Raw genomic sequence first — 24519 nt, forward strand, 5'->3', positions numbered from 1 at the left:
GCCTTTTTTAATATATATTAAGAGTCTATTTCACATTCTCCCTCCGATCCCCATACTCTTTTTCCTCTTTCATCCTAAATCCATCACCATTACGTATGATTTGCTCTGTTGGCGCGACTACACTTTCAGCAATTTTCCATTTCCCTTGCTCTTTGACAAAAACTTGTAGGAAATAATTCATGCCATTTAATTGATATGGATTTTCTTTTTTCACCTTGTAACGTACGGCGATATAGTATACCGCGATATTTTCCTTTCCAACCTTTGAAACATATTGAGATAATCTTGGGATATATGCTGCTGCTTTCTGAAATGATAATTTCTTTGCTTTCACTAGACTTGAACTTGTTACATTGTGCAGTGTGTCTTGATGACGAATATTGTCGCTATGATGAAATAATACCGCATTTTGCATAGAGCGAACCCATAATTTTGAATATAACACCGGATTATCATCTGCGATGTACTTTGTTCCTTTTTGCATAACTTGAAGAGGAGTATCCGCATACAACAGTGGGAGAAAGCAGAAAAAACTTCCGATCACAATGGCAAACGACATCATTTGCTTCATCATTTTTCCTCCGATACTTTTTAATTAAAGTATCGGAATTTCAAAATATTTTTATTCAAAAAAAGAATAGGAAAGCTTCTGCTCCCTATCCTCAATTGATTATAATATGCGATCAAATAGTTCTAATACCATCTCTATTTCTTGGTCGCTCCAATCTTTAAATTTATCTCTATAGTATTCTTTACGTATCGCTTCGAGTTCTTCCGTTACTTCTCGTCCATGTTCTGTAATCTCTAAATATACAATACGACGATCTGAATTCGAACGTTTTCTCATTACAAATCCTTTTCGCACAAGACGATCTGTTACCGCTGTAATATGGCTGGATGTTACATTTACCTCATTCGCAATTTGCGAAGCCATTTGTGGACTCTTCAAAAATAATGCACGTAATACAGAGAATTCATTATATGGCATATGCTCTGAAAAACGTGTATTAATATCGGTTTGTAATAAACGTATCATCTTTCGAAATGATACTGATAAATCTAAAATCAACGCTTCTCTTTGTTCGTTCACTATCCTCGACCCTTTTTCATTATATTTATACATAATTATAATCTATAAACACCTATATTGTATACGATTTCTTTCTACCTCTGCTTCCTTCTGTAACTTTTTACATACAATTTTTAGATACCTTCCTTCATATACATATAAAAAGGAGGGTGAAAAGAAATGCAAAGTGGAATGAACCATTATGTACCTAATCTTCGCCACCATAATGATGATAAAAAAGAAACAATTACTGTACAAGGTGAAGGGATTGTTAGCGTGAGACCAAATATTGTTACGTTAACAATTGGCGTTCGAACTGAGCATAAAAATGTAAAACAAGCACAAGAAGAAAATGCCACGCAATCTAGACAGCTCCTTGATGCCCTTAAAGCACTTGGCATTGCAGATCAAGACATCGAAACAATTTCCTATACCATTACACCCCAATATGAATATGTAAATGATAAAGCTTTGCTACAAGGATACCGCGTAGAACATTTGTATGAAATTACCGTTTTAAATGTACAAAAAGCTGGGGAAGTATATGATATAGCTGTAACAAACGGAGCAAATGTAGCAAAAGGATTACGTTTTCAACTTTCTCATCCACATCAATATTATCAACAAGCATTGCTGCAAGCTCTGCAACGTGCAGTAGAAAAAGCTCGCGCCATTGCGAGTACCTATAACTTAACTATTAATCCCGTCCCACTCTCGCTTACAGAAGAATCCGCACAACTACCGCGTGAAATGGTGTCTCACACTTCCTTACACGCGCAGGCAGCACCTCCAATTCAAACAGGACAATTAGAAATCATTTCTTCTGTTCGTGCTATTTTTACTTATTTATAAATGGATTTCACTTTTAAGTAAACGTTCTCATTTTATTTGTTGTAAAAACATGATGTTCTGATATAATAAAGGATGGTGAGCCCTGAATAAAAGGGATATCACGGGTGGGAGAGGGATATAAAAAGAAGGTTTAACATGAAAGGAATACTTGAAAGAACATTTAAATTAGACCTACACCACACATCACCAAAACAAGAAATGTTAGCTGGCGTGACATCATTTTTTACAATCGTTTACATTGTGATTGTAAATGCATCTATTTTATCAGATGCCGGCATCCCACTTGAAGCGGGGATTTTGGCAACTGTTTTTAGTTCATTTGTCGGATGTCTTATGATGGCCTTTTGGGCAAACGCACCTGCAATTCTTGTACCAGGTATGGGGGTAAATGCATTCTTTACGTATACCACTGTTCATACGCTTGGATTAACTTGGCAAGAAGCGTTGGCAGCCGTTTTCATTGCTGGTCTAATTTTTGCCGTAGCTGCGTTTACACCAATTGCTCGTGTACTATCTTTATCAATTCCAAAATCATTAAAAGAATCCATCACTGTTGGGATTGGTTTATTTCTTGCGTTTATTGGATTACAAAAAGGTGGTTTAGTCGTTTCGAATGCGAATACTACTGTTGCATTAGGTAAATTGAGCAGTCCAATTGTTCTTGCTACACTGCTTACTCTCATTGTAGCTCTTGTTCTATTTATTCGAAACGTACGTGGGAATTTTTTATGGACAATTGCAATTGGAACTGGCATTGCATGGCTATTCGGCCTTGTTGATACGAGTGAGGTAGGCAATAGCTCATTTTCATTTACGAATTACAGTAATGTATTTGGAGCCATGTCATTTGGAAAGCTTTCGTCCTTACCATTTTGGATTGCAACATTCTCTTTAAGCATGGTGCTCATTTTTGAAAATATGGGACTATTGCATGGATTATTGGAAGATAATCGTAAATTCCCACGCGCTTATCAAGCGAATGCCATTTCCGCAATGACATGTGGTCTATTTGGTACAAGTCCAACCGTTTCAACAGTAGAAGGTGCCGCAGGTATTACAGCAGGCGGAAAGACAGGTCTGACGTCTATCGTTACAGGGGTGTTATTCTTCGCATCGCTGTTTGCTCTTCCGTTTGTCCAACTCATTCCTGATAGTGCCATTGCACCTATCTTAATTATTATTGGTGGTCTGATGATTACAAGCATTCAAGAAATTCCTCTGAATGATTTTTCAGAAGGATTTCCAGCGTTTTTGATCATTGTTATGATTCCGCTCACATATAGTATCGCCGATGGCATTGCATTCGGATTTATCGCTTACCCTATCTTAAAAGTTGCTCTTGGAAAGCGTAAAGACATCGCACCGTCTATGTACATCATTACATGTTTATTCTTAGCCATGTTCGTATTACATGCTATCGGCTAAAAACCACAGCTGGAGTTTCCAGCTGTGGTTTTTATTTAAACCATCCTTTTTTATAAAACCAAGCCATCATTCCGCCACCTATCAATGCCATAATAGCTAAACAAATAAAATAGCTATACTTCCCCTCTAATTCAGGCATATGTGTAAAGTTCATTCCATATACTCCCGCAATAAATGTTAATGGCATAAAGATTGTTGAGAATACTGTTAATGTTTTCATAATGTTATTCATATGATGTGAATTTAATGAAAAATAACTATCTCGAATATCTGCTGTTAATTCACGGCTCGTCTCAATCATTTCCGTAAGTTTAAGCAAATGATCATGTATATCTTTAAAATAAATTTCATGATCGCTTATACCGTAAAAGCGAGTTGAATTTAAAATGCGATATAATAAATCTCGCATTGGGATAATGGTTCGCCTTAATTTCGATAAGTCCGCACGAATTTCAAATACTTCTTCTAATACACATCCTGCTGTATCCCCCGTTAAATTATCATCGATTGCATTTAAATGATCCTCAATATAATATACAGGTGGGAAGTAATCATCAACGATTTGGTCAATAATTGTATGTGCTACATGGAGGGGACTTTTCTTAATACGCTTTCTTTCACCAAGTGTTTTCCACACTCTTTCAATGGCGTTATTATGTGAGAAATGAAATGAAACAATATAATGATCTCCAACAAACAAGTCGATTTCATGCGGTTCTAATCCTTCTTCTCCAAATGCATGAAGAACTAAAAAATTATATCCATCATAAAAATCAACTTTTGGCCTCTGTACATATTCAAGGCAATCTTCAATCGCAAGGGGATGGAATTTAAAATACTCTTGTAAAATATATGTATATTCCTCTTTCGTTGGTTTATATAGATCAAGCCAATACCACATAATATCTTCACGAGATGTTTCCTCTAGTGAAACATCATATAAAATCTCTTCTTTTTTCGTTATTGCACAAATTCTAATCATAATTTCACCCATTACTATTATAAACAAAAAGTAATAAAAAAAGCCAAGGAGAACTCTCCTCAGCTTTTCGCTTATTATTTCGTTACAATACCATGTACTAATGTAGGTGCTTTGACATGATTTTTTGTAATTTTTATATTCTCATAAATCTTCGTCTTCACATCTTCTACATTTTCACGGTTTGCATAAATTGTTACAAGCGATTCACCTTGTTTTACGCTATCGCCAACTTTTTTCCGAAGCATAAGGCCAACCGCTAAATCAATCTCAGATTCTTTCGTTGCACGTCCAGCACCTAAAAGCATTGCTGCTGTCCCGATTTCATCTGCCACAATCTCAGACACATATCCGTCTTCTTTTGCTTCAACTTCAATTTTATATTTAGCTTGTGGCAATTTAGAAGGGTCATCAATAACTGAAGCATCTCCGCCTTGCGCTGCTAAAAATAATTTAAATGTGTCTAACGCTTTTCCATTATTCATTACTTCAATAAGTTTATTACGTGCATCTTCTAAAGAAGATGCTTTACCAGCAAGGTATACCATTTGACTTCCAAGTGTTAAACATAGCTCTTCTAAATCTTTTGGACCTTTACCTTGCAATGTATCAATTGCTTCTTGTACTTCCAACGCGTTACCGATTGCTTCACCAAGCGGTTGACTCATATCCGAAATAACTGCCATTGTCTTACGGCCTACATTATTTCCAATACGCACCATTGCTTCTGCAAGACGTTTTGCATCTTCATCCGTTTTCATAAATGCACCCGCACCAGTTTTTACATCTAGAACGATCGCATCTGCACCTGCAGCAATTTTTTTACTCATAATAGAACTTGCGATAAGTGGTATAGAGTTTACCGTCGCTGTTACATCACGAAGTGCGTATAACTTCTTATCAGCAGGTGTTAAGTTCCCACTTTGTCCAATAACAGCAATTTTATTTTCATTTACAAGGCGAATAAACTCTTCATTTTCAATTTCCACATGGAATCCTGGCACAGCTTCTAATTTATCAATTGTACCACCAGTATGTCCTAAACCACGTCCAGACATTTTTGCAACTGGTACACCTAAAGCAGCTACTAACGGACCTAGTACAAGCGTAGTTGTATCCCCAACGCCACCTGTAGAATGCTTATCTACCTTTATCCCTTCAATTGCTGAGAGATCAATTGTATCACCGCTATTTACCATTGCCATTGTTAAATCAGCACGCTCTTGTTCATTCATATCTTGAAAGAAAATCGCCATTGCAAAAGAGCTCATTTGATAATCAGGAATATCACCGTTTGTAAATCCTTCAACAATAAAATTAATTTCTTCTGTTGTTAGCGCATGTCCATCACGTTTTTTGGCAATTAGGTCCACCATTCTCATAGTGAGCTCACCCCTTCATTTGTTTTACAATCGCTTTTACCAATGCTAAGAAGTTTGCTTTCACACGTTCTGTTGTTTCAATCACTTCATCATGATGAAGTGGCTGATCTAAAATACCAGCTGCCATATTTGAAATACAAGAAATTCCAAGTACTTTCATACCAGCATGACGCGCTACAATAACTTCTGGCACAGTTGACATTCCTACTGCATCTCCGCCTAATGTACGAAGCATACGAATCTCAGCAGGTGTTTCATATACTGGACCTGTCATCGCAACATATACACCTTCTTGTACTTTAATATTTAACTCTTCGGCAACTTGTTTCGCCATTACACGTAGTTCTTTTGTGTAAGACTCAGACATATCTGGGAATCGCACACCCATTTCAGCGTCATTTGGTCCAATTAATGGGTTATGTCCCATAAAGTTAATATGATCTGAAATTAACATAAGATCGCCAGGTTCAAATGATGTATTTACACCGCCTGCTGCATTTGTTACAACGACTGTTTCTACACCTAGTTCTTTCATCACACGAACTGGGAACGTTACTTTTTGCATGTCATATCCTTCGTAATAATGGAAACGCCCTTGCATTGCAACTACTGTAACACCTTGAAGTGTACCAAATACAAGTTGTCCTGCATGTCCCTCTACCGTTGATACAGGAAATTCAGGAATTTCACTATATGGTACTTTCACTGCATTTTCAATTTCATCTGCTAGTACACCTAGTCCAGACCCAAGGATTAATCCAACCTTTGGTGTTTCTTGAAATTTCTCTTTTAAGTATGTTGCTGATTTTGTAATAAGTTCACGATTCATAAATATATCCTCCTATTTCTTTAATTCCTTTAAGAAACTTGTTCCGTATTCTGGCATGTTCACACCGAAGTTTTCTGCTACAGTTGCACCAATATCAGCGAATGTTTGGCGAAGTGGTAATTTCTGTCCGCCATCTTTCATGCTTGGGCTATACACTAATAATGGTACATATTCACGTGTATGATCTGTACCGTGGTGAATTGGATCGTTACCATGGTCTGCTGTAATGATTAATAAATCATCTTCTTTTAATTTTTCAAATACTTCTGGAAGGCGTGCATCGTATTCTTGTAATGCTTCTCCATACCCTTTTGGATCACGGCGATGGCCAAACATTGCATCAAAATCAACTAAATTTAAGAAGCTAAGACCTGTAAAATCCATATTCAATGTATCTATAAGTTTATCCATTCCGTCCATATTAGATTTTGTACGAAGCGCTTCTGTTACTCCTTCACCATCGTAAATATCAGAAATCTTTCCAATCGCAATTACATCATAATTATTATCTTGCAATTCATTCATAACTGTACGACCAAATGGTTTTAACGCATAGTCATGACGATTTGGTGTACGTGTAAAGTTTCCTGGTTCACCAACGAACGGACGTGCAATAACGCGGCCTACCATATACTTTTCATCCAATGTTAATTCACGTGCAATTTTACAAATGTTGTACAATTCTTCAAGCGGTACTACTTCTTCATGAGCCGCAATTTGTAATACGCTGTCGGCAGAAGTATATACAATTAAAGAGCCTGTTTCCATTTGTTCTTTGCCAAGTTCATCAAGAATAGCAGTTCCAGAAGCAGGCTTATTGCCAATAATTTTGCGTCCTGTTCTCGCCTCTAATTCATCAATTAATTCTTTTGGGAATCCTTCAGGGAATACTTGGAATGGTTTATCAATGTAAAGGCCCATAATTTCCCAATGACCTGTCATTGTATCTTTCCCGGTGGACTTTTCTTGCATTTTTGTATAGTAGCCAAGTGGATTTTTTACTTTAGAAATTCCTTTCATTTCACGAATATTTCCAAGTCCTAACTTCACCATATTTGGCATATTCAATCCATTCATATGCTCCGCAATATGTCCTAATGTATCAGCTCCTACATCGCCAAACTTTTCAGCATCTGGTGCTTCTCCGATTCCCACTGAATCCATTACGACTAGGAAAATACGTTTATATTTATGCATCATGACAACCTCCTATATGTTCAGTTCTACTTCTTGTAGTATGTTCAAAACGCTGTAAAGTGAAACTGTTACGAATGAGAATTCTCTCATTTGCTCAAGAATATAACTCATATTTTTCAGTCATTCTCTCACTCTGCTCATCTGATATAAAATGAAACAGAAACTTTCCTGTTTTTTCTAAGTCAGATGTCAGACTTCTTGTACTTACATCATAACATGTTTGCGCTTTCTTTTTAATACATTTTCGTAGAAATTCTTATTTTCCTCACATTTCTATTGTAATCTATTCTGGTGCAAAGCGCTAATAAAATTATGACTTATTTCGTACTATAATAATAAAAAACAGCCCTAATGAGCTGTTTTTTATTTTACTTCTACTGTTTCTTCTTTATGTTCGTGAAGATCACCTTTTCTTACATGAACTTTCACTTTATATTTACCGGATTCTTTAAATGTATATTTGCCTACATATTCACCTTTGTTATCCTCTTTTGCTGTGATGAATGTATGTTTCTCTACACCATCTTTCCAAATTTCAAATTGCACTTCTGCTTTAGTTAGCGCTTCTTCTTTTTGTTTCACATGAGCTTTCAGTGTAGATTCAGCATTTGCTTTCACATCACCAGCCATAAAGTGAATCATTGTATCACTTTTATGGTCACCATGTCCTGCTTCATGAGCATCACGTCCTTTTTTTGCATCTTCAACTTTCGCATTTCCTACAGCCACTTTTACTTCTGGCATTACATGCATTTCACGTGCATTTGTATGAGCAATAATATGGTACACACCATCGGAAGGGAATGTTTTTTCAACAGCATAAACCCCTTTTCCTTTATGCTTCCCATTTAACATTTCATGCTTTTCATCGCCATCTTTCCAAATTTCAAACTTCACATCGTCAGCATCTGTTACTTTCTCTTTTCCTTGTGTGACAAGTGCTTGCACTTCTGTTTTCTCATTTGGCTTCACTTCTTTTGGATTTGTTTGAACTGCTACCTTCACTTCTTCAAGTTTCTCTTTTTTTGGAGATTCTTCCTTATTTGTATTGCAACCAGCCAAAGCTAGCATTGCGATAAATAAAGTAATTATAAATTTTTTCATTGTATTTTCCTCCTTCGTACTTTATTTAGTATAGAGGAAATCACTAGTTATATTCTAGCCTTCTGCTGAAAACAATGTACGAAATGTTTGTGAAGTTTTTGTGAAATACCTTTCTTTTCTATACGTGCTATATTTCGAATCTAACAAAAACAACCGTACAAACAATGCTTGTAAAATTCTATATGGAACTTTCTGCCTACTTAAAAGCGTTTTGATTCGAAATGGCACGAAAAAGAGCATAAGTCATCTTATGCTCTTGGGTGAAACTGCTTATATACGTCTTTTAATCTCGTTTTTGAAACATGTGTATAAATTTGTGTTGTAGAAATATCTGCATGTCCTAACATTTCCTGTACAGCACGTAAGTCTGCTCCATTTTCTAACAGGTGTGTAGCAAAAGAATGGCGCAATGTATGTGGTGTAAGCTCTTTCTCAATATTTGCTTCTTTTGCTAAACGTTTTAAAATCTTCCAAAAGCCTTGACGAGATAATCGATTACCGTGGTGATTTAAAAATAATGCATCCACTGCCTTTTTTCCCATCAATTCTTTTCTTCCTTTTTCAATATAACGCTGAATTGCTTCTGTAGCTAAACTTCCAAGTGGAATAATTCTTTCCTTATTTCCTTTTCCGACGCAGCGAACAAAGCCCATTGTTAAATGAACATCCTCTAAGTTGAGTGCAATTAATTCCGAAACACGCAGTCCTGTTGCATACAATAACTCCAACATTGCTTTATCTCGAATACCGTAAGCACTCGTCGTCTTTGGTGTTTGTAATAATGCTTCAACCTCACTTACCGATAAAACTTTCGGCAGTTTTCGCTCCCCTTGTGGTGTTTCAATATGTACTGACGGATCATGTTCTACAGCTCGTTCACGAAGTAAAAATTGATGAAATGAACGAATCGATGCAATATGACGCGCTAATGTTTTTGAAGATTTTCCATTCTCTCTTAAATGCTGCAAAAAGTTAACGATTTGCATACGAGTCACTTCATGAAAAGTTTTCATTTGTTCCACCTTTTGCAAATACTTTACATAACTTTTTAAATCTCTTTCATAAGATACAACCGTATTTTTGGCCAATCCTTTTTCCACAACCATATAATGAATAAAATCTTTTAATTGATCTTCCAATCTACACTACTCCCCATTTTCATAGAAAAAAATCATTCTATTTACGAAAGCATCTTTTGCTGGTTCCTCATTCCCTGATACTTTTTCTACTGTCTCTTCTTTTGGCTTTTCATAACGATGATAACTTTCATATTCTTCATTTATCCATAGTATAGCGAAATAAAACAAAATCGTACAACTTGTAAACAATAAAAATACTTTCATTCCATCATAAGTGAATTTCAAAGCTCGGCGCATGATAAACTCCTCCAAATTATATGTTATTACAACATATGCCAAGCTTTCTATCATTTATACCTCACTCAAATAAAAAACCTCTTCCTAGCTAGATAGGAAAAGGCTATTTTTCATTCGTTTCATTTTCTTGACAGTTTTCACAAATCCCATGGAAAGTTAAACGATGATCTTTCACCTTAAAGTTCCAATCTCGCTCTACTTTTTCCTCCACTTCTCCAAGCAAATCTTCTTGGATTTCTTGGACAGCACCACATTTTGTGCAAATTAAATGATGATGGAAACGCTGTGCACCTTCTTGGCGTAAGTCATAGCGTGAAACACCGTCTCCAAAGTTGATTTTATCAACAACTTTCAACTCAGATAATAACTCTAAAGTTCGATAGACGGTTGCTAATCCGATCTCTGGCGACTTTTCTTTTACAAGGAGGTAAACATCTTCTGCACTTAAATGATCTTCTTCATTTTCCAGCAGCACACGAACCGTTGCTTCACGTTGTGGTGTTAATTTGTAGCTCGCTGCATGTAATTGTTTCTTAATTCGTTCTATTCTTTCTTCCATTCGGTACTACTCCCTCCTCGCCACTCTTACACCATTATATCAGAAGAAAGGCTTCTGTCAAAAGAAAAAACAATCAAAATAAGTTGATAATTATTCTCATGTAGTATTTATTTTTTATTAATAACTTCAACGACTTCTTTCATAAGTATTGGTGACGCATATGCTTCAATACTGGAAGCGATTGCTAGTACAGCCCCAATAATAAGAAAAAAACAAGTATAACGAATTAATAACGGTAATAGTGGCTCGTTGATCTTTCGAATAAATTGATGCTTAATCATACGTAAGGAAAAACTAGCAGCAATCGTTGTCATGATAAGAAATGCTGGAATAATAATTAAATTTTGCGGTAAAACGGAGACAAAGGCTAATAATAGTCCGTTCCAGCCATGTTGACTTACTAAAAAACCAACTGTAAACCCAATCACGACTCCTTTTAAAAATAATAAAATAAAAATAAGTGGTAACCCAATAATAGAAATTCCTAGTATCCAAATAAATCCAATATATTTCAATTGGGAAACGTAACTCTCACGAAACATTTCACTCGCAAGTGCAAATTCCCCTTTTGAGACTTGTCCAAAAAAACGACTTAAGTAAAATGATAAATCTTGCTTTTGATTCACCTGTAAGCTATTTACAAGTATTGCTCCAAACACCACGCCCATCAATAGTAACACTGAAACAAATATATAAAGCGATGAGTTTTCTTGTAGATGAGCTATTACACGATCTTGCCAAGTTTTTCGCAACATTCTTCTTCCCTCCGTTCATACTCTTACTAAAAATGTATGAACAAGAGAAAAAAAGTATGATTAATTAAGATTGAAATTCCGTCCTACTTTGCTAAACTTAAAAGTAGAGAATAGGAGGGATTTCCTTTGAAACCATTATTATTAGATTTTCCAACATTATTTCAGACGGAGCGTTTACAAGTACGCAAGCCATTTCCAGGCGACGGATCCGAGGTCTATGAAGCAATTCAAGCTTCTTTAGAAGATTTGCAACCGTGGATTCCCGTTACAATCGACACCGAAGACAAGGCTGAAGAAATCGTCCGAGAAGCTCACGGACAATTTCTACTTCGTGAAACATTAGCCTTTCACTTATATGATAAAGCCTCTAGTACTTTTATCGGAGCTCTTACTCTTCAGCCAGAAAACTGGGATATTCCAAAGTTTTCGCTTCATTTCTGGTTACATAGCGCTTATACAAAACAAGGATATATGACAGAAGCTGTGAAAGGCGCTGTTCAATTCGCATTTGATAAACTTGGCGCTAGAAGACTTGAAATTCGCTGCGATGCAACAAATGCAAATGCATGTGCTGTAGCAGAGCGACTTGAGTTTATTTTAGAAGGTACACATGAAAATGATTTTCTCGCTCCAGACGGTACATTACATGATACACGCGTCTATGCGAAAATCAACTAAAACACTCGCCTAAGGCGAGTGTTTATTTTTGTAATTGTAAATATTGCACAGCAAACATTGTCTTTGCATCATGAATACGTTGACTTTTCATAAGTGAAATCGCTTCTTCTAATGATACTTCCATAAGCTCTACAAATTCATCTTCATCTAAAGCCGCTTTATCTTCTTTTCTTTTTAACCCTGTTGCTTTATATACATACAAAATTTCGTCGGCAAAACCTGGCGATGTATAAAAGGATGTAACAAATTCCATTTTTTCACATACATATCCAGTTTCTTCTTCCAATTCACGAACAGCCGTTACTTCAGGTTTCTCTCCTGGCTCCAATTTTCCAGCAGGAATCTCCACAATCTCTTTCTCTAGCGCTTTACGATATTGCTCAACAAGAACGATTTTTCCTTCGTCCGTTATTGCAATAATCGCAACCGCTCCAGGATGATTGACAATCTCACGTTTACTCATTTCGCCATTTGGCAATACTACTTCATCAACGCGAACTTTAATAACTTTCCCATCAAAAATGGGTTCCGTTGCAACCGTTCTTTCTGCAAGATTACTCACACTTATCCATCTCCCTAATTCTATTTCCTATTCGTTCTTCATATATTTTACCACAATGAAAGGAGCTTGATAAAAATGAAAATATACATTTTGCCTAATCGAGTCACATTAGTCGGTAAAGCTTGGCAAATTCGCAATAAATTAAAGCAATACGGAAAAGAATACGAAACGGTACAAGATTGGATTACGAAAACAAAAAGGTAAACATTTGTCAATCTTCTTTCCCTTCCGTACAATATAAGTAAGGAGGTTGACAAATGAAAAAACGCCAATTAGGACATTCAGATTTATATGTGACTGAGATGGGACTTGGCTGCATGTCTCTTGGTACAGAAGAAAAGCAAGCCATTTCTATTATTCATGAAGCAATCGATTTAGGAATAAACTTTTTTGATACAGCAGACTTATATCATTATGGACTAAATGAAGAATTTGTCGGAAAAGCTTTGAAAGGAAAACGTGATCAAGTTATTTTGACAACAAAAGTCGGAAATCGCTGGACATCCGAAAAAAATGGATGGTCTTGGGATCCTTCTAAAACTTATATAAAAACAGAAGTAAAAGAAAGCCTAAGACGCCTCCAAACCGATTATATTGATTTATATCAACTGCATGGAGGAACGATAGAAGATCCGATTGAAGAAATAATTGAAGCGTTTGAAGAGTTAAAACAAGAAGGAATCATCCGTCATTACGGTATCTCTTCTATTCGTCCAAATGTGATTCGCGAATATATAAAACGCTCTAATATCGTGAGTGTATTGATGGAATATAGCTTATTAAATCGCCGACCTGAAGAATGGTTTCCACTGCTTCAAGAACATCAAATTAGCGTTATTGCAAGAGGTTCACTTGCAAAAGGATTATTGACAGATGACAATGAGAGAAAAGTAGAAAAAGTGAAGGAAAAAGAGTACCTTTCTTATTCTTATCCTGAATTAACTCGCACTTTAACTACGATAAAAGAAGTTACGAAAGAACGTTCATTAACTGAAACTGCTCTTCAATATTGTTTACACAATCCGATTGTAGCAGCTGCCATTCCTGGTGCAAGCTCTATTCAACAATTGCGAGAAAATGTACAAGCCTATTCAAAAAGTTCATTAACGAATGAAGAATATAAACAAATCCAAGCTGCTGTAAAATGTGATACATATGCACTACATCGATAAAAAAGCTACCAAATGGTAGCTTTTTTTTACATTGTATCGTACTTATCAGGATTTGTCCCAATACGTACATTACAATCTAATGTATCAATTTGTTTCATTTCATCTTCTGTTAATGAAAAATCAAAGATCGTAAAGTTCTCTTTAATACGAGATGGTGTAACGGACTTTGGAATGGTTACAATGCCACTTTGAATATCCCAGCGTAAAATAATTTGGGCAGGTGTTTTGTTATATTTACTAGCAATCTCTTGAATAATCGGATGCTCAAATACTTCTCTTCCCCTCATTAACGGGCTCCACGCTTCCATTTGAATTTGTTTGTTTTGACAAAAGTCACGCAACTCAAACTGCGCAAGCATTGGATGCAACTCCACTTGGTTTACCATCGGCTTCACATGACAGTTGGCTAAAAGACGTTCTAAATGATGTTGATGGAAATTAGAAACTCCAATCGCTCGCACTTTCCCTTCTTTATATAACTTCTCTAGAGCTCGGTATGTATCGATATACTTTCCTCTAACTGGCCAGTGAATTAAATATAAATCTACATAATCCATTTGTAACTTTTCCAAACTTTTTTCAAACGCTTGAAGCGTCTCTTCATATCCTTGATAATCATTCCATACTTTTGTTGTAATAAATAACTCTTCACGCGGAATACCCGAGTTACGAACCACTTCACCGACACCGCTTTCATTTTCATATACTGCCGCTGTATCAATAGAACGATACCCAATTTCTAAAGCCGTTTTTACCGCTCGTTTTACTTCTTCTCCCTCTTTGGCTTTATATACCCCTAAACCAAGCATTGGCATTTTCACACCGTTATGAAGTGTCGTTGTTGGAATATACATGCTTGCTCCTCCTTCTTTATCCCTGCAATATAAAAACTTAATCAACAAGTTCTATCATTTTTATAACCTTCACTTCATTTGAACAAGATTTACGAAAAAAGTCAAAACATACACACAGTTTACATAATTTTTTCTTCCCTCTTCCCTGTAAAATAACGTAAACCTACTCACTTGCGTTATTTTCTAACCATTCTTTTGCTTTTTTATCAATATTCCGTATAAATTTCGTTTTTCCTTCTGTATACTTTCCGCCATCATATGTATACTTTGTAGCTAATTCGTTTTTTAAAGTTGCATAAGCTTCTGCTTCTTCGCAGTGTGCAATCATATAGTCACGAAATGCTAGATGCCTTATAATTTCTGGATTTCCTCTTTCAAAGACATGTAAATGATAGGAACGTTTTTCTTCTGTTCCATGCATGAAGAAACGGCGACCACTAATACCATTTTCTCCTTTTACAATATAACCAAGCTTTTCAAACAACTTATTCCACTCGTCCACTCTTTCAATATTTTCCACTTCCATAATCATATCTACAATTGGCTTGGCAGCGAGTCCTGGTACAGATGTACTACCAATATGATGTATTTTCACACGTTCTGGCATCGCCTCTTTTAATCTTTTTGCCTCCGCTTGAAACTTCTCCCCCCAATGATTTTCATATGGAACGACTACAATTTTCCTCATCCTCATCCTCATTCCCCTTTTTCCTCTAGACTTGAAAAAAATCATCAGCGTAAAGCTACTGATGATTTCTTCATACTATTTAAAGTCTTTCCAACTTAGGTTACTTTCACTTAATAGTTCTTCAAACGACTTATTTTTTTCACGCTCTTTTTGTTCTCGGCGTTTTCTTTCTTGCTCTTTTAATTCTCTTTCTTCCACTCTTGCTTGTAGTTCTTTCTTTTTACTTTTTAACTGCTCCATTAATGATGCATTCAGCTGATCTCCAATTGTAATAGAATCTTTTTCTTTTTGATTCATTTGATTTTGTCTTTGTTTCTTTTTCTTCATGTCTTGCTCACCTTTTACTTTTTTCTTCATTATAGGGTAAGTGCGCTACTCTAAACAATAAAAAAGCTATATCGATGCATTTTCTCTTTCCAAATTGCTTTAAAAAAGCCTAATTGTTTCTACGTATGAGCAGGTCCTCTCTTCATACATCATATAAAATTTGTAAAAATGTAAATCTACTAATAATTCTATGTTAATTATTAAAAAATTCGCTATTTTTGTAGAAATAACTCTCTTAATCTATTAAAATTATGCCGTATGATGTCAAATGATAAAAAGGAGTAATCAATGATGTGGAAAAAAATAATTCCTGCACTTGCTATTTTTAGTATGGTCACATGCTCAACTGCCTTTGCTGCACCTCTCTCTCAAACACCTTCAGAACAAAATCGCTACATAGATGTGCAACTGCTTGGTATCAATGATTTTCATGGTCAATTAGATACGGTTAAAAAAATAAATAACAAGGAAGCAGGTGGCGCTGAATACTTAGCTACCTATTTACGTGACCGTGAAAAACAAAACCCAAATACATTAATGGTACATGCTGGTGATATTGTTGGAGCAAGCCCGCCTCTTTCCGCTTTATTACAGGATGAGCCAACGATTGAGTTTTTAAATGATTTAGGTTTTGATGTTGGAACAGTTGGGAATCATGAATTTGATGAAGGGGTCAACGAAATGCACCGCCTTATTTATGGCGGTTATCATGAGAAGACTGGAAACTTTAAAGGAGCGAAATTTCCATATATCGCTGCCAACTTCTACAACAAATCTACTGGTCGCTTATTTCTCCCACCATTTACTGTAAAAATGGTGCAAGGAGTACCCGTTGGCTTCATAGGTGTGGTCACAACAGATACCCCTAATATTGTCATACCTACCATGCTCAAAAATGTTCAAATTACAGATGAAGTTGAAGCGGTTAATAAAGCTGCAAAACAACTAAAGAGACTAGGGGTCAAATCCATCGTTGTTCTCGCTCATGTTGGAGGTACAACGAATCATGATGATGTAACAAACGGAGATCTTGTTCGCTTAGCAACGGAAACTGATCCAGAAATCGATGTTATTTTCGGTGGGCATAGTCACACTTATGTAAATGGAACAGTTAACAATAAACTGCTTGTACAAGCTCATTCATACGGCACAGCTTTTGCTGATGTAGATATACAAATTGATCGAAAAACAAAAGACATTGTTTCCAAAAAAGCAGAGATTGTAACCACCTATCATGAAGGGATAGAACCTGATAAGCAAGTGAAACGAAAGCTTAATCAATATAAAGAAAAGATTGCGCCTCTTGTCAATGAAGTTGTCGGAAGAACGAACGCCCCATTAGATCGGAAACAAAATGCTGCTGGAGAATCTACTCTTGGAAATTTCATTGCTGACGCTCAGCGTGCAACTATGCAAGCTGATATTGCCCTAATGAATCCAGGTGGTATTCGTAACGACTTAGACGCAGGCGATATTACATGGGGTGAATTATACGGAGTTCAACCGTTCGGAAACCAATTAATCAAAGTACATTTAACAGGGCAAGATATCCGTGACCTGTTAAATCAACAATGGCAAAAAGGAATCACAAGGATGCTACAAATCTCTGGTATTCAATATAGTTGGGATGCTAATAAGCCAAATGGTGAAAAAGTAACAACGATTCGTTTAGCAAACGGAGAGGACCTCGACCCTTCCAAAACATACAGTGTTGTTGCCAACGCTTTTTTAGCTTCAGGTGGAGATGGATTTATTAGCTTTAAAAATGGACAAAATGCTGAAACGGGCCCAACTGATTTTGAAGCGTTAGTTGATTACGTCAAACAAATGAAAGAACCAATCCAACCAACGATTGACGGAAGAATACAACGAATGAACTAACTTCCCAAACCCTCTATTCTATTAAAAATAGGGGGTTTTTTATTGATTGTGTATTCTTTCGTTAAAGATGAAATTCTCACTACGTACAAATGTTTTCGATTTCTCCGCATTGTAATATCATTACCAAGAAAAGGTCTCTTTTAAGGAAATAACAGAATAGTTGCCACTCAAAAAGTAAATAGCTATCTTGTTCGTCGTTCAATCATCATATACCTCATATTTTTTTAGAAATTCTTGTAACGCCTCTTCTACTGCTTGAGATTTATGCATCCCTTTCGTGCTACATAGATCATCTAATTGCTCTAGCACTTCCGTACATATAGAAAACGTGCGTTTCTTTTTTTTCTTGCAACCTTTTTTCTTTAGAAGAAAGCGTTCCTCTCTTCTTTGTAATAATTCATATATGCTCTGCAATTGCTCATAAATTAATACTTGATAATCCGTCTTGACGTACTGCAATGCCATGGCCTCTTGGAGGTATAAATGTCGAGGTTCTTCTCCCTCTCCAGTAAATATTCGTTTCTTCTGCTCACTGTCATATTCATATCCGAGCATTCTTAATTTTTTTGACAATGTATAGGGGCTCATTTCGAGGCGTTTTGCAAGAATTGCAATCGGTTCCCGTTTATTTAAGCGATCTATAATTTCTCCAATTGTCACTTTTTTCTCCCCCCTCTAGAGCTCACATACTTGAAATACAGATAGTAAGTTATGATACAATGATTTTCTAACAGTATATGCACATTTTCCAGCTTGTGCGATACATATACGCTTGAAGAAAGAGAGGTTTTTCACATGCTTTTTCGTAGCCACACTCCATCGTTTTATACTGAAAATAAACAGCTCATCCCTGGTAGTATCGCTACGATTGAAAGCGTAATGATTAACAACCGAAAACAATCTTTACTTATACGCGGACGAGCCGTAACAAACCCTATCTTATTATGGTGCCACGGTGGGCCTGGTATGGCGCAAATCGGATTTATTCGCCATTTTCAAAAAGAGTTAGAAAAGAGTTTTATCGTTGTCAATTGGGATCAGCGCGGGGCAGGAAAGTCTTTTTCATGGCGAGATATTCAAACTCCCTTCACCATTGAACAGTTCGTTTCAGATACACTAGAAGTCATTCGGTATCTTCTATCTCGCTTTAACCGAAAAAACTTATTTTTAGCTGGACATTCATGGGGCAGCATTATTGGATTAAACGTCGCACATGCATATCCAGAATATATCAAAGCTTATATTGGTATTGGACAAATTGTACACATGAAACAAAACGAAGAACTTTTATTTCAACACTTAATTCATTCCGCCCAAAAACATGGACATACACGCGCATTGACCTCGCTTGCAAAATTAGGGAATCCACCTTTCTTAGATATGAAACGGCTTATGATTCAAAGAAGGTGGCTTGGCACATTTGGAGGCGCCATTCAAAACGGTTCTTCGTTTTCCTTTATTCGAAAAGGCTTCTTTTCATCAGAATATACTTGGCTTGATTGGTTGAAATTTCTCGCCGGTCATGTAAAGTCAGGAACATTATGGGAAGAGATGCTAACCATTGATTTTTTCTCAACTATTGTAGAATTGTCGGTCCCAGTTTATTTTTGTTCCGGTCGTTTCGATTATCAAACTCCTTATACACTTGTACAACAATATTGTGATAAGATTCGAGCACCAATCAAGAAAATGATTTGGTTTCCAAATTCCGCACATTCTCCGAATTTGGAAGAGCCAGAACGATTTGCTCACGCTTTACATTCCATTAAACAAGAATTGTCCATTTCATATTAATCATTTTTGTACCCTTTTACATTTTTGTGAAAACATTTTATAATGGTATGTCGCAACTTTAAATGCTTCGAACGCATTCTTTACGGTAAAAAATGGTATAAACAGAATAAAGTTTAGGAGATTATATTGATTATGAATGCTGTACTTATCGCAGTAGCCGTCATGCTATTGCTTAGTTTATTACGTGTCCAAGTCATTGTCGCCATTATTGTTGGTGCTTTAACAGGTGGGCTAATCGGTGGCCTTAGTATTTCAGAAACAATTAACGTATTTACTACTGGTCTTGGAAACAGTGCACCAATTGCTTTAAGCTATGCAATGCTCGGTGGATTTGCTATTTCCCTTTCGAAGACTGGACTACCTGATGCCATGATTCACGCGGCACTAAACATAATTGGAAATGATAAAGACACAAAAAAACAAATGTATTCCAAAATACTCATTTTATTTATTATTCTTACAATGGCCTGTTTTTCACAAAATGTGATTCCGGTTCATATCGCTTTCATCCCAATTTTAATTCCAGCACTTTTAAAAGTGTTAAATGAGCTGAAAATAGATCGCAGATTGGTGACATGTCTCATTACTTTTGGGTTAATTACACCTTATATGTGGATACCAGCCGGATTTGGAAAAATTTATCATGATGTATTACAAACAAATGCTCAGCAAAGTGGACTTACATTTGATGTATCTCTTATCCCTAAGGCGATGACTATCCCAGCAATGGGTATGATAACCGGATTATGCATAGCTATATTCATTACTTATCGCAAACCACGTACGTATGAAACGAAAACGATTCAAGGTACAGCGAATGAAGATAGTTCTTATACAAAAAGAAGCATTATATTTGGATTATTATCTATTCTGGCAACGTTAACTGTTCAATTAACAACAGAGTCGATGATTTTTGGTGCCTTAGCGGGAATTATCGTATTATCCATTAGTGGAAGTCTGCCTCTTAAAGAGGCAGATGCTATTTTAACAAGCGGCATGAGGATGATGTCTTTCATTGGGTTTGTTATGATTTCTGCTGCTGGTTTCGGCGCTGTCTTAAGAAAGACAGGACATGTTGAATCACTTGTACAAGCGAGCGCTCATTTAATCGGAAATAGCAAACCGCTTGCAGCGTTTCTCATGCTTATTATTGGATTACTCGTCACAATGGGAATTGGATCCTCTTTTTCTACCATTCCCATTTTAACAACAATTTTCGTTCCGCTTTGTATCCAACTTGGATTTAGCCCAATGGCCACAATTGCTATTATTGGTACAGCGGGGGCATTAGGTGATGCAGGCTCTCCAGCATCCGATAGTACACTCGGACCTACTTCAGGATTAAATGCAGATGGGCAGCACCACCATATATGGGATACATGTGTGCCAACTTTTCTGCACTACAATATTCCATTACTTCTATTCGGATTTATTGCCGCAATTACACTATAAAAAGGTGCGCTGTTCAAGCGCACCTTTTTCACTTCGTTGATTCTCTTTCTATAAATACAAACTCCGTTTCCACAACTTCATGTTTCACTTGTTTCTTCTTTATTTTTCCAACTAATTGTTGCAAGGTATGCACTACTTTTTTTTCATAACAGTTTTCTATCGTTGATAATGATGGGGTTACCCATTCTCCTTGCATACTCCCTTGAAATCCAATAACTTGTAATTCATTCGGTATATGAATGCCAAGAGAATTTGCTGCACGAATAATAGAAATGGCATCCTTATCACTTGAAGCGACAATACCGTCTACGTATGGATACTTTTGTAATACTTCTCGATATCGCTTTTCCGTATCCTCTTCTAAAGATTCCACTCGATATGGTATTTTCTCTTCCCAAACTGCATCTAAAAAGCCAGATATATGCTCCTCCATCTCTTCACGATGATCCTTTTCTCCAATATACGCTAGAAAATGGCATCCTTTTTCTTTAAGCATAGTAACGGCCTTTTTGGCACTTTGATAATATTTGGAAAGCGGCATTTTCATATCTATTACAGAAAATGGAACTGAAACTTCTCCTACTTCCTGAAAGACTTCCTCCGTCATAAGAATTCCAGCTATATGATTTCGAGATAATATATCTATATAATTTCTTTTATTTTCCACACTGCAAACAATAACTTGATACCCCTCTTGATATGCTGATTCTTCTATAAAACGAAGTAAAGTTATGTATGATGGATTTCGTAAATTCGGCACAAGTATAGCAATAATTGTTGAAGATTTTGTAAATAAAGCTTTCGCTACTGCATTAGGCCTATAGTTTAATTCTTCAATTGCTTGTTTCACTTGTTTCACTGTATCTTCATGAACATATCCTTTTTCATTCATGACTCGTGAAACGGTTGCGACTGAAACACCAGCTACTTTTGCAACATCACGTATTGTTGCCACATCGTCACCCCTTAATATGGTAATAGTTTACAACTAAAAAGTAATCTAAAAAATACATACCGTCAAGTTTGTTGTTTTATATTTCTGAAAATTGTTACATGAACGACCGTTTACAATCTATATTCGAGTTGAATTTCATGCAAAATACGAATATCATCATAGCCAAAAAACGGTATTTCTTTTTTTATTTTCCTTGCCTTCTCCACGGCATCCACGTACAAATTTGTCATGATAAAACCGCGTTTCTGATAAAATCGAAGTGCATTTGTATTATCATTTGTCGTAATTAGCCATACTTTGTTACACATGTTCTCTCGGGCTAATGTAATCACGCTTTCTACAAGTCTCGTGCCAATCCCTTTCCTTTCAGTAAAACTATCTAATGATACAATTTCACACATACTTTCTTTTAATTCAAACGTTATAATTCCTACTATTCTGTCATTTTCGATTGCAACGAATCCTGGTAATTCATCTAATTGATGGGCTCTTTCTTTGGAAACCATCATTGTGCTGCCCCAATTTTCACACATAATATTGCGAATCGTACCTCTCATCTCATCTGTAATTTTTTGTATTTGAACCATTCCCTGCTCCCACCTTTTTAAGCTACTATGATACAATATAAGTGTATCATATGTAAAAGTTCTTTGGAGGATGAGGTAAGGTATGAAACGTATTTTTACAACAGTACTAACGATACTAGGTGCATTAATTGGTATGGGTATTTTTTTTACGAATAAAATCATGTATTTAAAGAAAAAAACAGACGAAGAAATTTTAGAACGCGAAACAAAAAAACACTTTCACTTAAGTGATTTTCAAGCCTTACCGAAAGAAGAAATTTGGATTCCTTCACAATTTGGATACGACATTCATGGATATTATATTCCTGCCGGTCATTCCAATCAATTTATGATTTTTTGTCACGGTGTAACAGTGAATAAAATAAATTCTATCAAATATGCAAATTTATTTTTAAAAAGAGGATATAACGTATTCATTTACGATCACCGCCGACACGGTCAATCCGGTGGTAAGACAACAAGTTATGGGTATTACGAAAAGTATGATTTAAAAGCTGTAGTGGATTGGCTGAAAACCCGCTTTGGTACAGATATTCTACTCGGTATTCATGGGGAATCAATGGGCGCTGCTACCCTTCTACAATATGCAGGAATGATCGAAGATGGTGCTGATTTTTATATCGCAGATTGTCCATTTTCTGATTTTCACGAGCAACTTCAGCATCGATTGAAAGTTGAATTCCATTTACCAAAATGGCCGTTGTTACCTTTAGCAAATGCATTTTTAAAAGTTCGTGATGGCTATACGATTCGTGAAGTTTCACCAATTGATTGCATAAAAAATATAAATAATCCCGTCCTCTTTATTCATAGTAAAGAGGACGACTATATTTTATGCGACATGACAAAAGCGCTATACGACGCCAAGAATGATAATAAACAGCTCTATATTGCAGAGCATGGTGCACATGCTTGCTCTTATAATGAAAATAAACAAGAATATGAATATGCCATCGATCAATTTTTAGAAACTTATGTAAAAGAAACAAAAAACAGGCTCGCTTAAGCCTGTTTTTCTATTACTGTGCTAAAACATCTGTAATCTGTTCCATATTTTCAGAAATCCACTTCATTGCCTCATCAAGTGTTGCAAATTCAGTTGTTTGAAACGTTACCTCATCTTGTAATAACCATACATCTTTCGCCTCTTGCCCCACACCTGCAATTGACCAATGAAGTAAACTATATGGATGATTATCATTTAAAAAAGACGCCCATGTGCGCTCATTTGCAACATTTTGTAGTGTACGTAATTGTTTATTCATACTTAGTCACCTTACTATAGTCAGTTATAAACGATATTATAACACTCTCGTCCCCTTCAGACAAAGTAAGTTTTGTATTGTCAAGTTCCTCTTGCAATTATATGATGAACTTAAGCGTTTGGAAGGAGGGAATTTGGTTGGCAAAAGTACAAATTAAAGTAAATGACAACGGCTCATTTCGCATTACAGGGGATGTGGAATTAGTCGATTCGCAAGGGAATGCTTTCCCAGCGAAACCTGCATTTTCTTTATGTCGCTGCGGTTTATCAAAAAATATGCCTTATTGCGATGCAGCACATAAGGGCAAATTTGAATCCGTTGTTCGTGCTCCAGAAACAAAATAATTTTGAAAAAGCATGCACCAATCGAGGTGCATGCTTTTTCTCACTTTAGCAAACAATTATGATTTACCCAATTCCCTTCTCCCCCAACAGTTTTCCCTTTTTTATTGTCACGCAATTCTCCATATTCGAGTATTTTTTCTATCCTTTTTTATTTTTTGTGCTATAATGTGAGCAAACAGCATCCTTCGGGGTCGGGTGAAATTCCCAACCGGCGGTGATGAAGTGCACGCTTCTAAGTCCGTGACCCGTTTTCAAAATTGAAAACGGTGGATCTAGTGAAACTCTAGAGCCGACAGTATAGTCTGGATGGGAGAAGGATATGTTTTCTAGTGCTTATATAGCGAATACACTTTTATTTTAGCATGCACATGTTTCATAATCGTATATGCTTTATTTCATATACCTATTTTTCTATGCTGAAATAAAATATGTA

Annotated in this window: 29 protein-coding genes and 1 riboswitch; of the genes, 10 read left to right on the forward strand and 19 right to left on the reverse strand. The window is 36.2% G+C overall.

Features of this window, described 5'->3' with window-relative positions:
- Nucleotides 1-25: 25 nt before the first annotated feature.
- Nucleotides 26-571, reverse strand: coding sequence for a hypothetical protein (locus MR059_RS08465; RefSeq protein WP_242161707.1), 546 nt, complete (start codon nt 569-571; stop codon nt 26-28).
- 99 nt (nt 572-670) lie between these two features.
- Nucleotides 671-1090, reverse strand: coding sequence for a MarR family winged helix-turn-helix transcriptional regulator (locus tag MR059_RS08470; RefSeq protein WP_012095239.1), 420 nt, complete (start codon nt 1088-1090; stop codon nt 671-673).
- Between the two features lie 159 nt (nt 1091-1249).
- On the opposite strand from MR059_RS08470, the gene MR059_RS08475 reads away from it, so the two are divergent.
- Nucleotides 1250-1921: an SIMPL domain-containing protein gene (locus tag MR059_RS08475; RefSeq protein WP_242161708.1), complete on the forward strand. Its 672-nt coding sequence runs from the start codon at nt 1250-1252 to the stop codon at nt 1919-1921.
- 135 nt (nt 1922-2056) lie between these two features.
- Nucleotides 2057-3346 carry an NCS2 family permease gene (locus MR059_RS08480; protein WP_242161709.1) on the forward strand — a complete coding sequence of 430 codons (1290 nt, stop codon included), beginning with the start codon at nt 2057-2059 and terminating at the stop codon, nt 3344-3346.
- 31 nt (nt 3347-3377) lie between these two features.
- On the opposite strand, the gene corA is transcribed toward MR059_RS08480, so the two are convergent.
- The 9 genes from corA to spoIIM all read right to left on the reverse strand — a co-directional run bounded on the left by corA (nt 3378) and on the right by spoIIM (nt 11527).
- Nucleotides 3378-4340, reverse strand: coding sequence for a magnesium/cobalt transporter CorA (gene corA / locus MR059_RS08485; protein WP_041810530.1), 963 nt, complete (start codon nt 4338-4340; stop codon nt 3378-3380).
- Between the two features lie 62 nt (nt 4341-4402).
- Entirely contained in the window at nt 4403-5707 is a 1305-nt protein-coding gene (locus MR059_RS08490) for a pyrimidine-nucleoside phosphorylase (protein ID WP_012095243.1), read from the reverse strand.
- A gap of 7 nt (nt 5708-5714) precedes the next feature.
- Nucleotides 5715-6536 carry a purine-nucleoside phosphorylase gene (locus MR059_RS08495; protein ID WP_048721756.1) on the reverse strand — a complete coding sequence of 274 codons (822 nt, stop codon included), beginning with the start codon at nt 6534-6536 and terminating at the stop codon, nt 5715-5717.
- A gap of 12 nt (nt 6537-6548) precedes the next feature.
- The gene (gene deoB, locus MR059_RS08500; protein WP_242161710.1) at nt 6549-7733 is read right to left on the reverse strand and encodes a phosphopentomutase; all 1185 of its coding nucleotides are present in this window, start codon (nt 7731-7733) and stop codon (nt 6549-6551) included.
- Between the two features lie 363 nt (nt 7734-8096).
- Nucleotides 8097-8837, reverse strand: coding sequence for a FixH family protein (locus MR059_RS08505; RefSeq protein WP_242161711.1), 741 nt, complete (start codon nt 8835-8837; stop codon nt 8097-8099).
- A gap of 248 nt (nt 8838-9085) precedes the next feature.
- Entirely contained in the window at nt 9086-9976 is an 891-nt protein-coding gene (gene xerD, locus MR059_RS08510) for a site-specific tyrosine recombinase XerD (protein WP_012095247.1), read from the reverse strand.
- 6 nt (nt 9977-9982) lie between these two features.
- Complete coding sequence (locus tag MR059_RS08515) at nt 9983-10213, reverse strand: YqzK family protein (RefSeq protein ID WP_041809982.1); 231 nt, start codon at nt 10211-10213, stop codon at nt 9983-9985.
- Between the two features lie 103 nt (nt 10214-10316).
- Nucleotides 10317-10772, reverse strand: coding sequence for a ferric iron uptake transcriptional regulator (fur, locus tag MR059_RS08520; protein ID WP_012095249.1), 456 nt, complete (start codon nt 10770-10772; stop codon nt 10317-10319).
- A gap of 107 nt (nt 10773-10879) precedes the next feature.
- The gene (spoIIM, locus tag MR059_RS08525; protein ID WP_012095250.1) at nt 10880-11527 is read right to left on the reverse strand and encodes a stage II sporulation protein M; all 648 of its coding nucleotides are present in this window, start codon (nt 11525-11527) and stop codon (nt 10880-10882) included.
- Between the two features lie 126 nt (nt 11528-11653).
- Between spoIIM and MR059_RS08530 the strand changes: the two genes are divergently transcribed.
- Nucleotides 11654-12205: a GNAT family N-acetyltransferase gene (locus MR059_RS08530; RefSeq protein ID WP_012095251.1), complete on the forward strand. Its 552-nt coding sequence runs from the start codon at nt 11654-11656 to the stop codon at nt 12203-12205.
- A 22-nt stretch (nt 12206-12227) separates the two neighbouring features.
- Here the strand turns inward: MR059_RS08530 and MR059_RS08535 are convergent, their stop codons facing one another.
- Complete coding sequence (locus MR059_RS08535; protein ID WP_012095252.1) at nt 12228-12767, reverse strand: NUDIX domain-containing protein; 540 nt, start codon at nt 12765-12767, stop codon at nt 12228-12230.
- A 75-nt stretch (nt 12768-12842) separates the two neighbouring features.
- On the opposite strand from MR059_RS08535, the gene mciZ reads away from it, so the two are divergent.
- Together mciZ and MR059_RS08545 are read left to right on the forward strand one after the other, a co-directional pair.
- The gene (gene mciZ, locus MR059_RS08540; protein ID WP_012095253.1) at nt 12843-12971 is read left to right on the forward strand and encodes a Z-ring formation inhibitor MciZ; all 129 of its coding nucleotides are present in this window, start codon (nt 12843-12845) and stop codon (nt 12969-12971) included.
- Between the two features lie 53 nt (nt 12972-13024).
- Nucleotides 13025-13939 carry an aldo/keto reductase gene (locus MR059_RS08545; protein ID WP_012095254.1) on the forward strand — a complete coding sequence of 305 codons (915 nt, stop codon included), beginning with the start codon at nt 13025-13027 and terminating at the stop codon, nt 13937-13939.
- Nucleotides 13940-13965: 26 nt separating this feature from the next.
- Here the strand turns inward: MR059_RS08545 and MR059_RS08550 are convergent, their stop codons facing one another.
- The 3 genes from MR059_RS08550 to MR059_RS08560 form a co-directional block, all read right to left on the reverse strand.
- The gene (locus MR059_RS08550) at nt 13966-14793 is read right to left on the reverse strand and encodes an aldo/keto reductase (RefSeq protein ID WP_242161712.1); all 828 of its coding nucleotides are present in this window, start codon (nt 14791-14793) and stop codon (nt 13966-13968) included.
- A 163-nt stretch (nt 14794-14956) separates the two neighbouring features.
- Nucleotides 14957-15481, reverse strand: coding sequence for a GrpB family protein (locus MR059_RS08555; RefSeq protein WP_012095256.1), 525 nt, complete (start codon nt 15479-15481; stop codon nt 14957-14959).
- Between the two features lie 75 nt (nt 15482-15556).
- Nucleotides 15557-15808 (reverse strand): YqkE family protein, encoded by a 252-nt coding sequence (locus MR059_RS08560; protein WP_087095305.1) that lies wholly within the window; start codon nt 15806-15808, stop codon nt 15557-15559.
- 291 nt (nt 15809-16099) lie between these two features.
- On the opposite strand from MR059_RS08560, the gene MR059_RS08565 reads away from it, so the two are divergent.
- The gene (locus tag MR059_RS08565) at nt 16100-17689 is read left to right on the forward strand and encodes a bifunctional metallophosphatase/5'-nucleotidase (protein WP_242161713.1); all 1590 of its coding nucleotides are present in this window, start codon (nt 16100-16102) and stop codon (nt 17687-17689) included.
- A gap of 198 nt (nt 17690-17887) precedes the next feature.
- Here MR059_RS08565 and MR059_RS08570 read toward each other — a convergent pair whose 3' ends face one another.
- Nucleotides 17888-18349 (reverse strand): ribbon-helix-helix domain-containing protein, encoded by a 462-nt coding sequence (locus tag MR059_RS08570; protein ID WP_012095259.1) that lies wholly within the window; start codon nt 18347-18349, stop codon nt 17888-17890.
- A gap of 135 nt (nt 18350-18484) precedes the next feature.
- On the opposite strand from MR059_RS08570, the gene MR059_RS08575 reads away from it, so the two are divergent.
- The gene (locus tag MR059_RS08575; protein WP_012095260.1) at nt 18485-19483 is read left to right on the forward strand and encodes an alpha/beta fold hydrolase; all 999 of its coding nucleotides are present in this window, start codon (nt 18485-18487) and stop codon (nt 19481-19483) included.
- A 132-nt stretch (nt 19484-19615) separates the two neighbouring features.
- Nucleotides 19616-20935 (forward strand): Na+/H+ antiporter family protein, encoded by a 1320-nt coding sequence (locus tag MR059_RS08580; protein ID WP_242161714.1) that lies wholly within the window; start codon nt 19616-19618, stop codon nt 20933-20935.
- 28 nt (nt 20936-20963) lie between these two features.
- On the opposite strand, the gene MR059_RS08585 is transcribed toward MR059_RS08580, so the two are convergent.
- Together MR059_RS08585 and MR059_RS08590 are read right to left on the reverse strand one after the other, a co-directional pair.
- Nucleotides 20964-21890 (reverse strand): LacI family DNA-binding transcriptional regulator, encoded by a 927-nt coding sequence (locus MR059_RS08585; RefSeq protein ID WP_012095262.1) that lies wholly within the window; start codon nt 21888-21890, stop codon nt 20964-20966.
- Between the two features lie 110 nt (nt 21891-22000).
- Nucleotides 22001-22477: a GNAT family N-acetyltransferase gene (locus tag MR059_RS08590; RefSeq protein WP_012095263.1), complete on the reverse strand. Its 477-nt coding sequence runs from the start codon at nt 22475-22477 to the stop codon at nt 22001-22003.
- A gap of 82 nt (nt 22478-22559) precedes the next feature.
- On the opposite strand from MR059_RS08590, the gene MR059_RS08595 reads away from it, so the two are divergent.
- Nucleotides 22560-23483: an alpha/beta hydrolase gene (locus MR059_RS08595; RefSeq protein WP_048721719.1), complete on the forward strand. Its 924-nt coding sequence runs from the start codon at nt 22560-22562 to the stop codon at nt 23481-23483.
- A gap of 13 nt (nt 23484-23496) precedes the next feature.
- Here the strand turns inward: MR059_RS08595 and MR059_RS08600 are convergent, their stop codons facing one another.
- Entirely contained in the window at nt 23497-23742 is a 246-nt protein-coding gene (locus MR059_RS08600; RefSeq protein ID WP_012095265.1) for a DUF2552 family protein, read from the reverse strand.
- A 101-nt stretch (nt 23743-23843) separates the two neighbouring features.
- Between MR059_RS08600 and MR059_RS08605 the strand changes: the two genes are divergently transcribed.
- On the forward strand, nt 23844-24086 hold the full coding sequence (locus MR059_RS08605; RefSeq protein WP_012095266.1) for a CDGSH iron-sulfur domain-containing protein: 243 nt from the start codon (nt 23844-23846) through the stop codon (nt 24084-24086).
- Between the two features lie 177 nt (nt 24087-24263).
- A riboswitch (FMN riboswitch) is annotated at nt 24264-24408 on the forward strand.
- Nucleotides 24409-24519: the final 111 nt, after the last annotated feature.

Source organism: Bacillus cereus group sp. BfR-BA-01522, assembly GCF_022662635.1.
Classification (GTDB): Bacteria; Bacillota; Bacilli; order Bacillales; family Bacillaceae_G; genus Bacillus_A; species Bacillus_A cytotoxicus.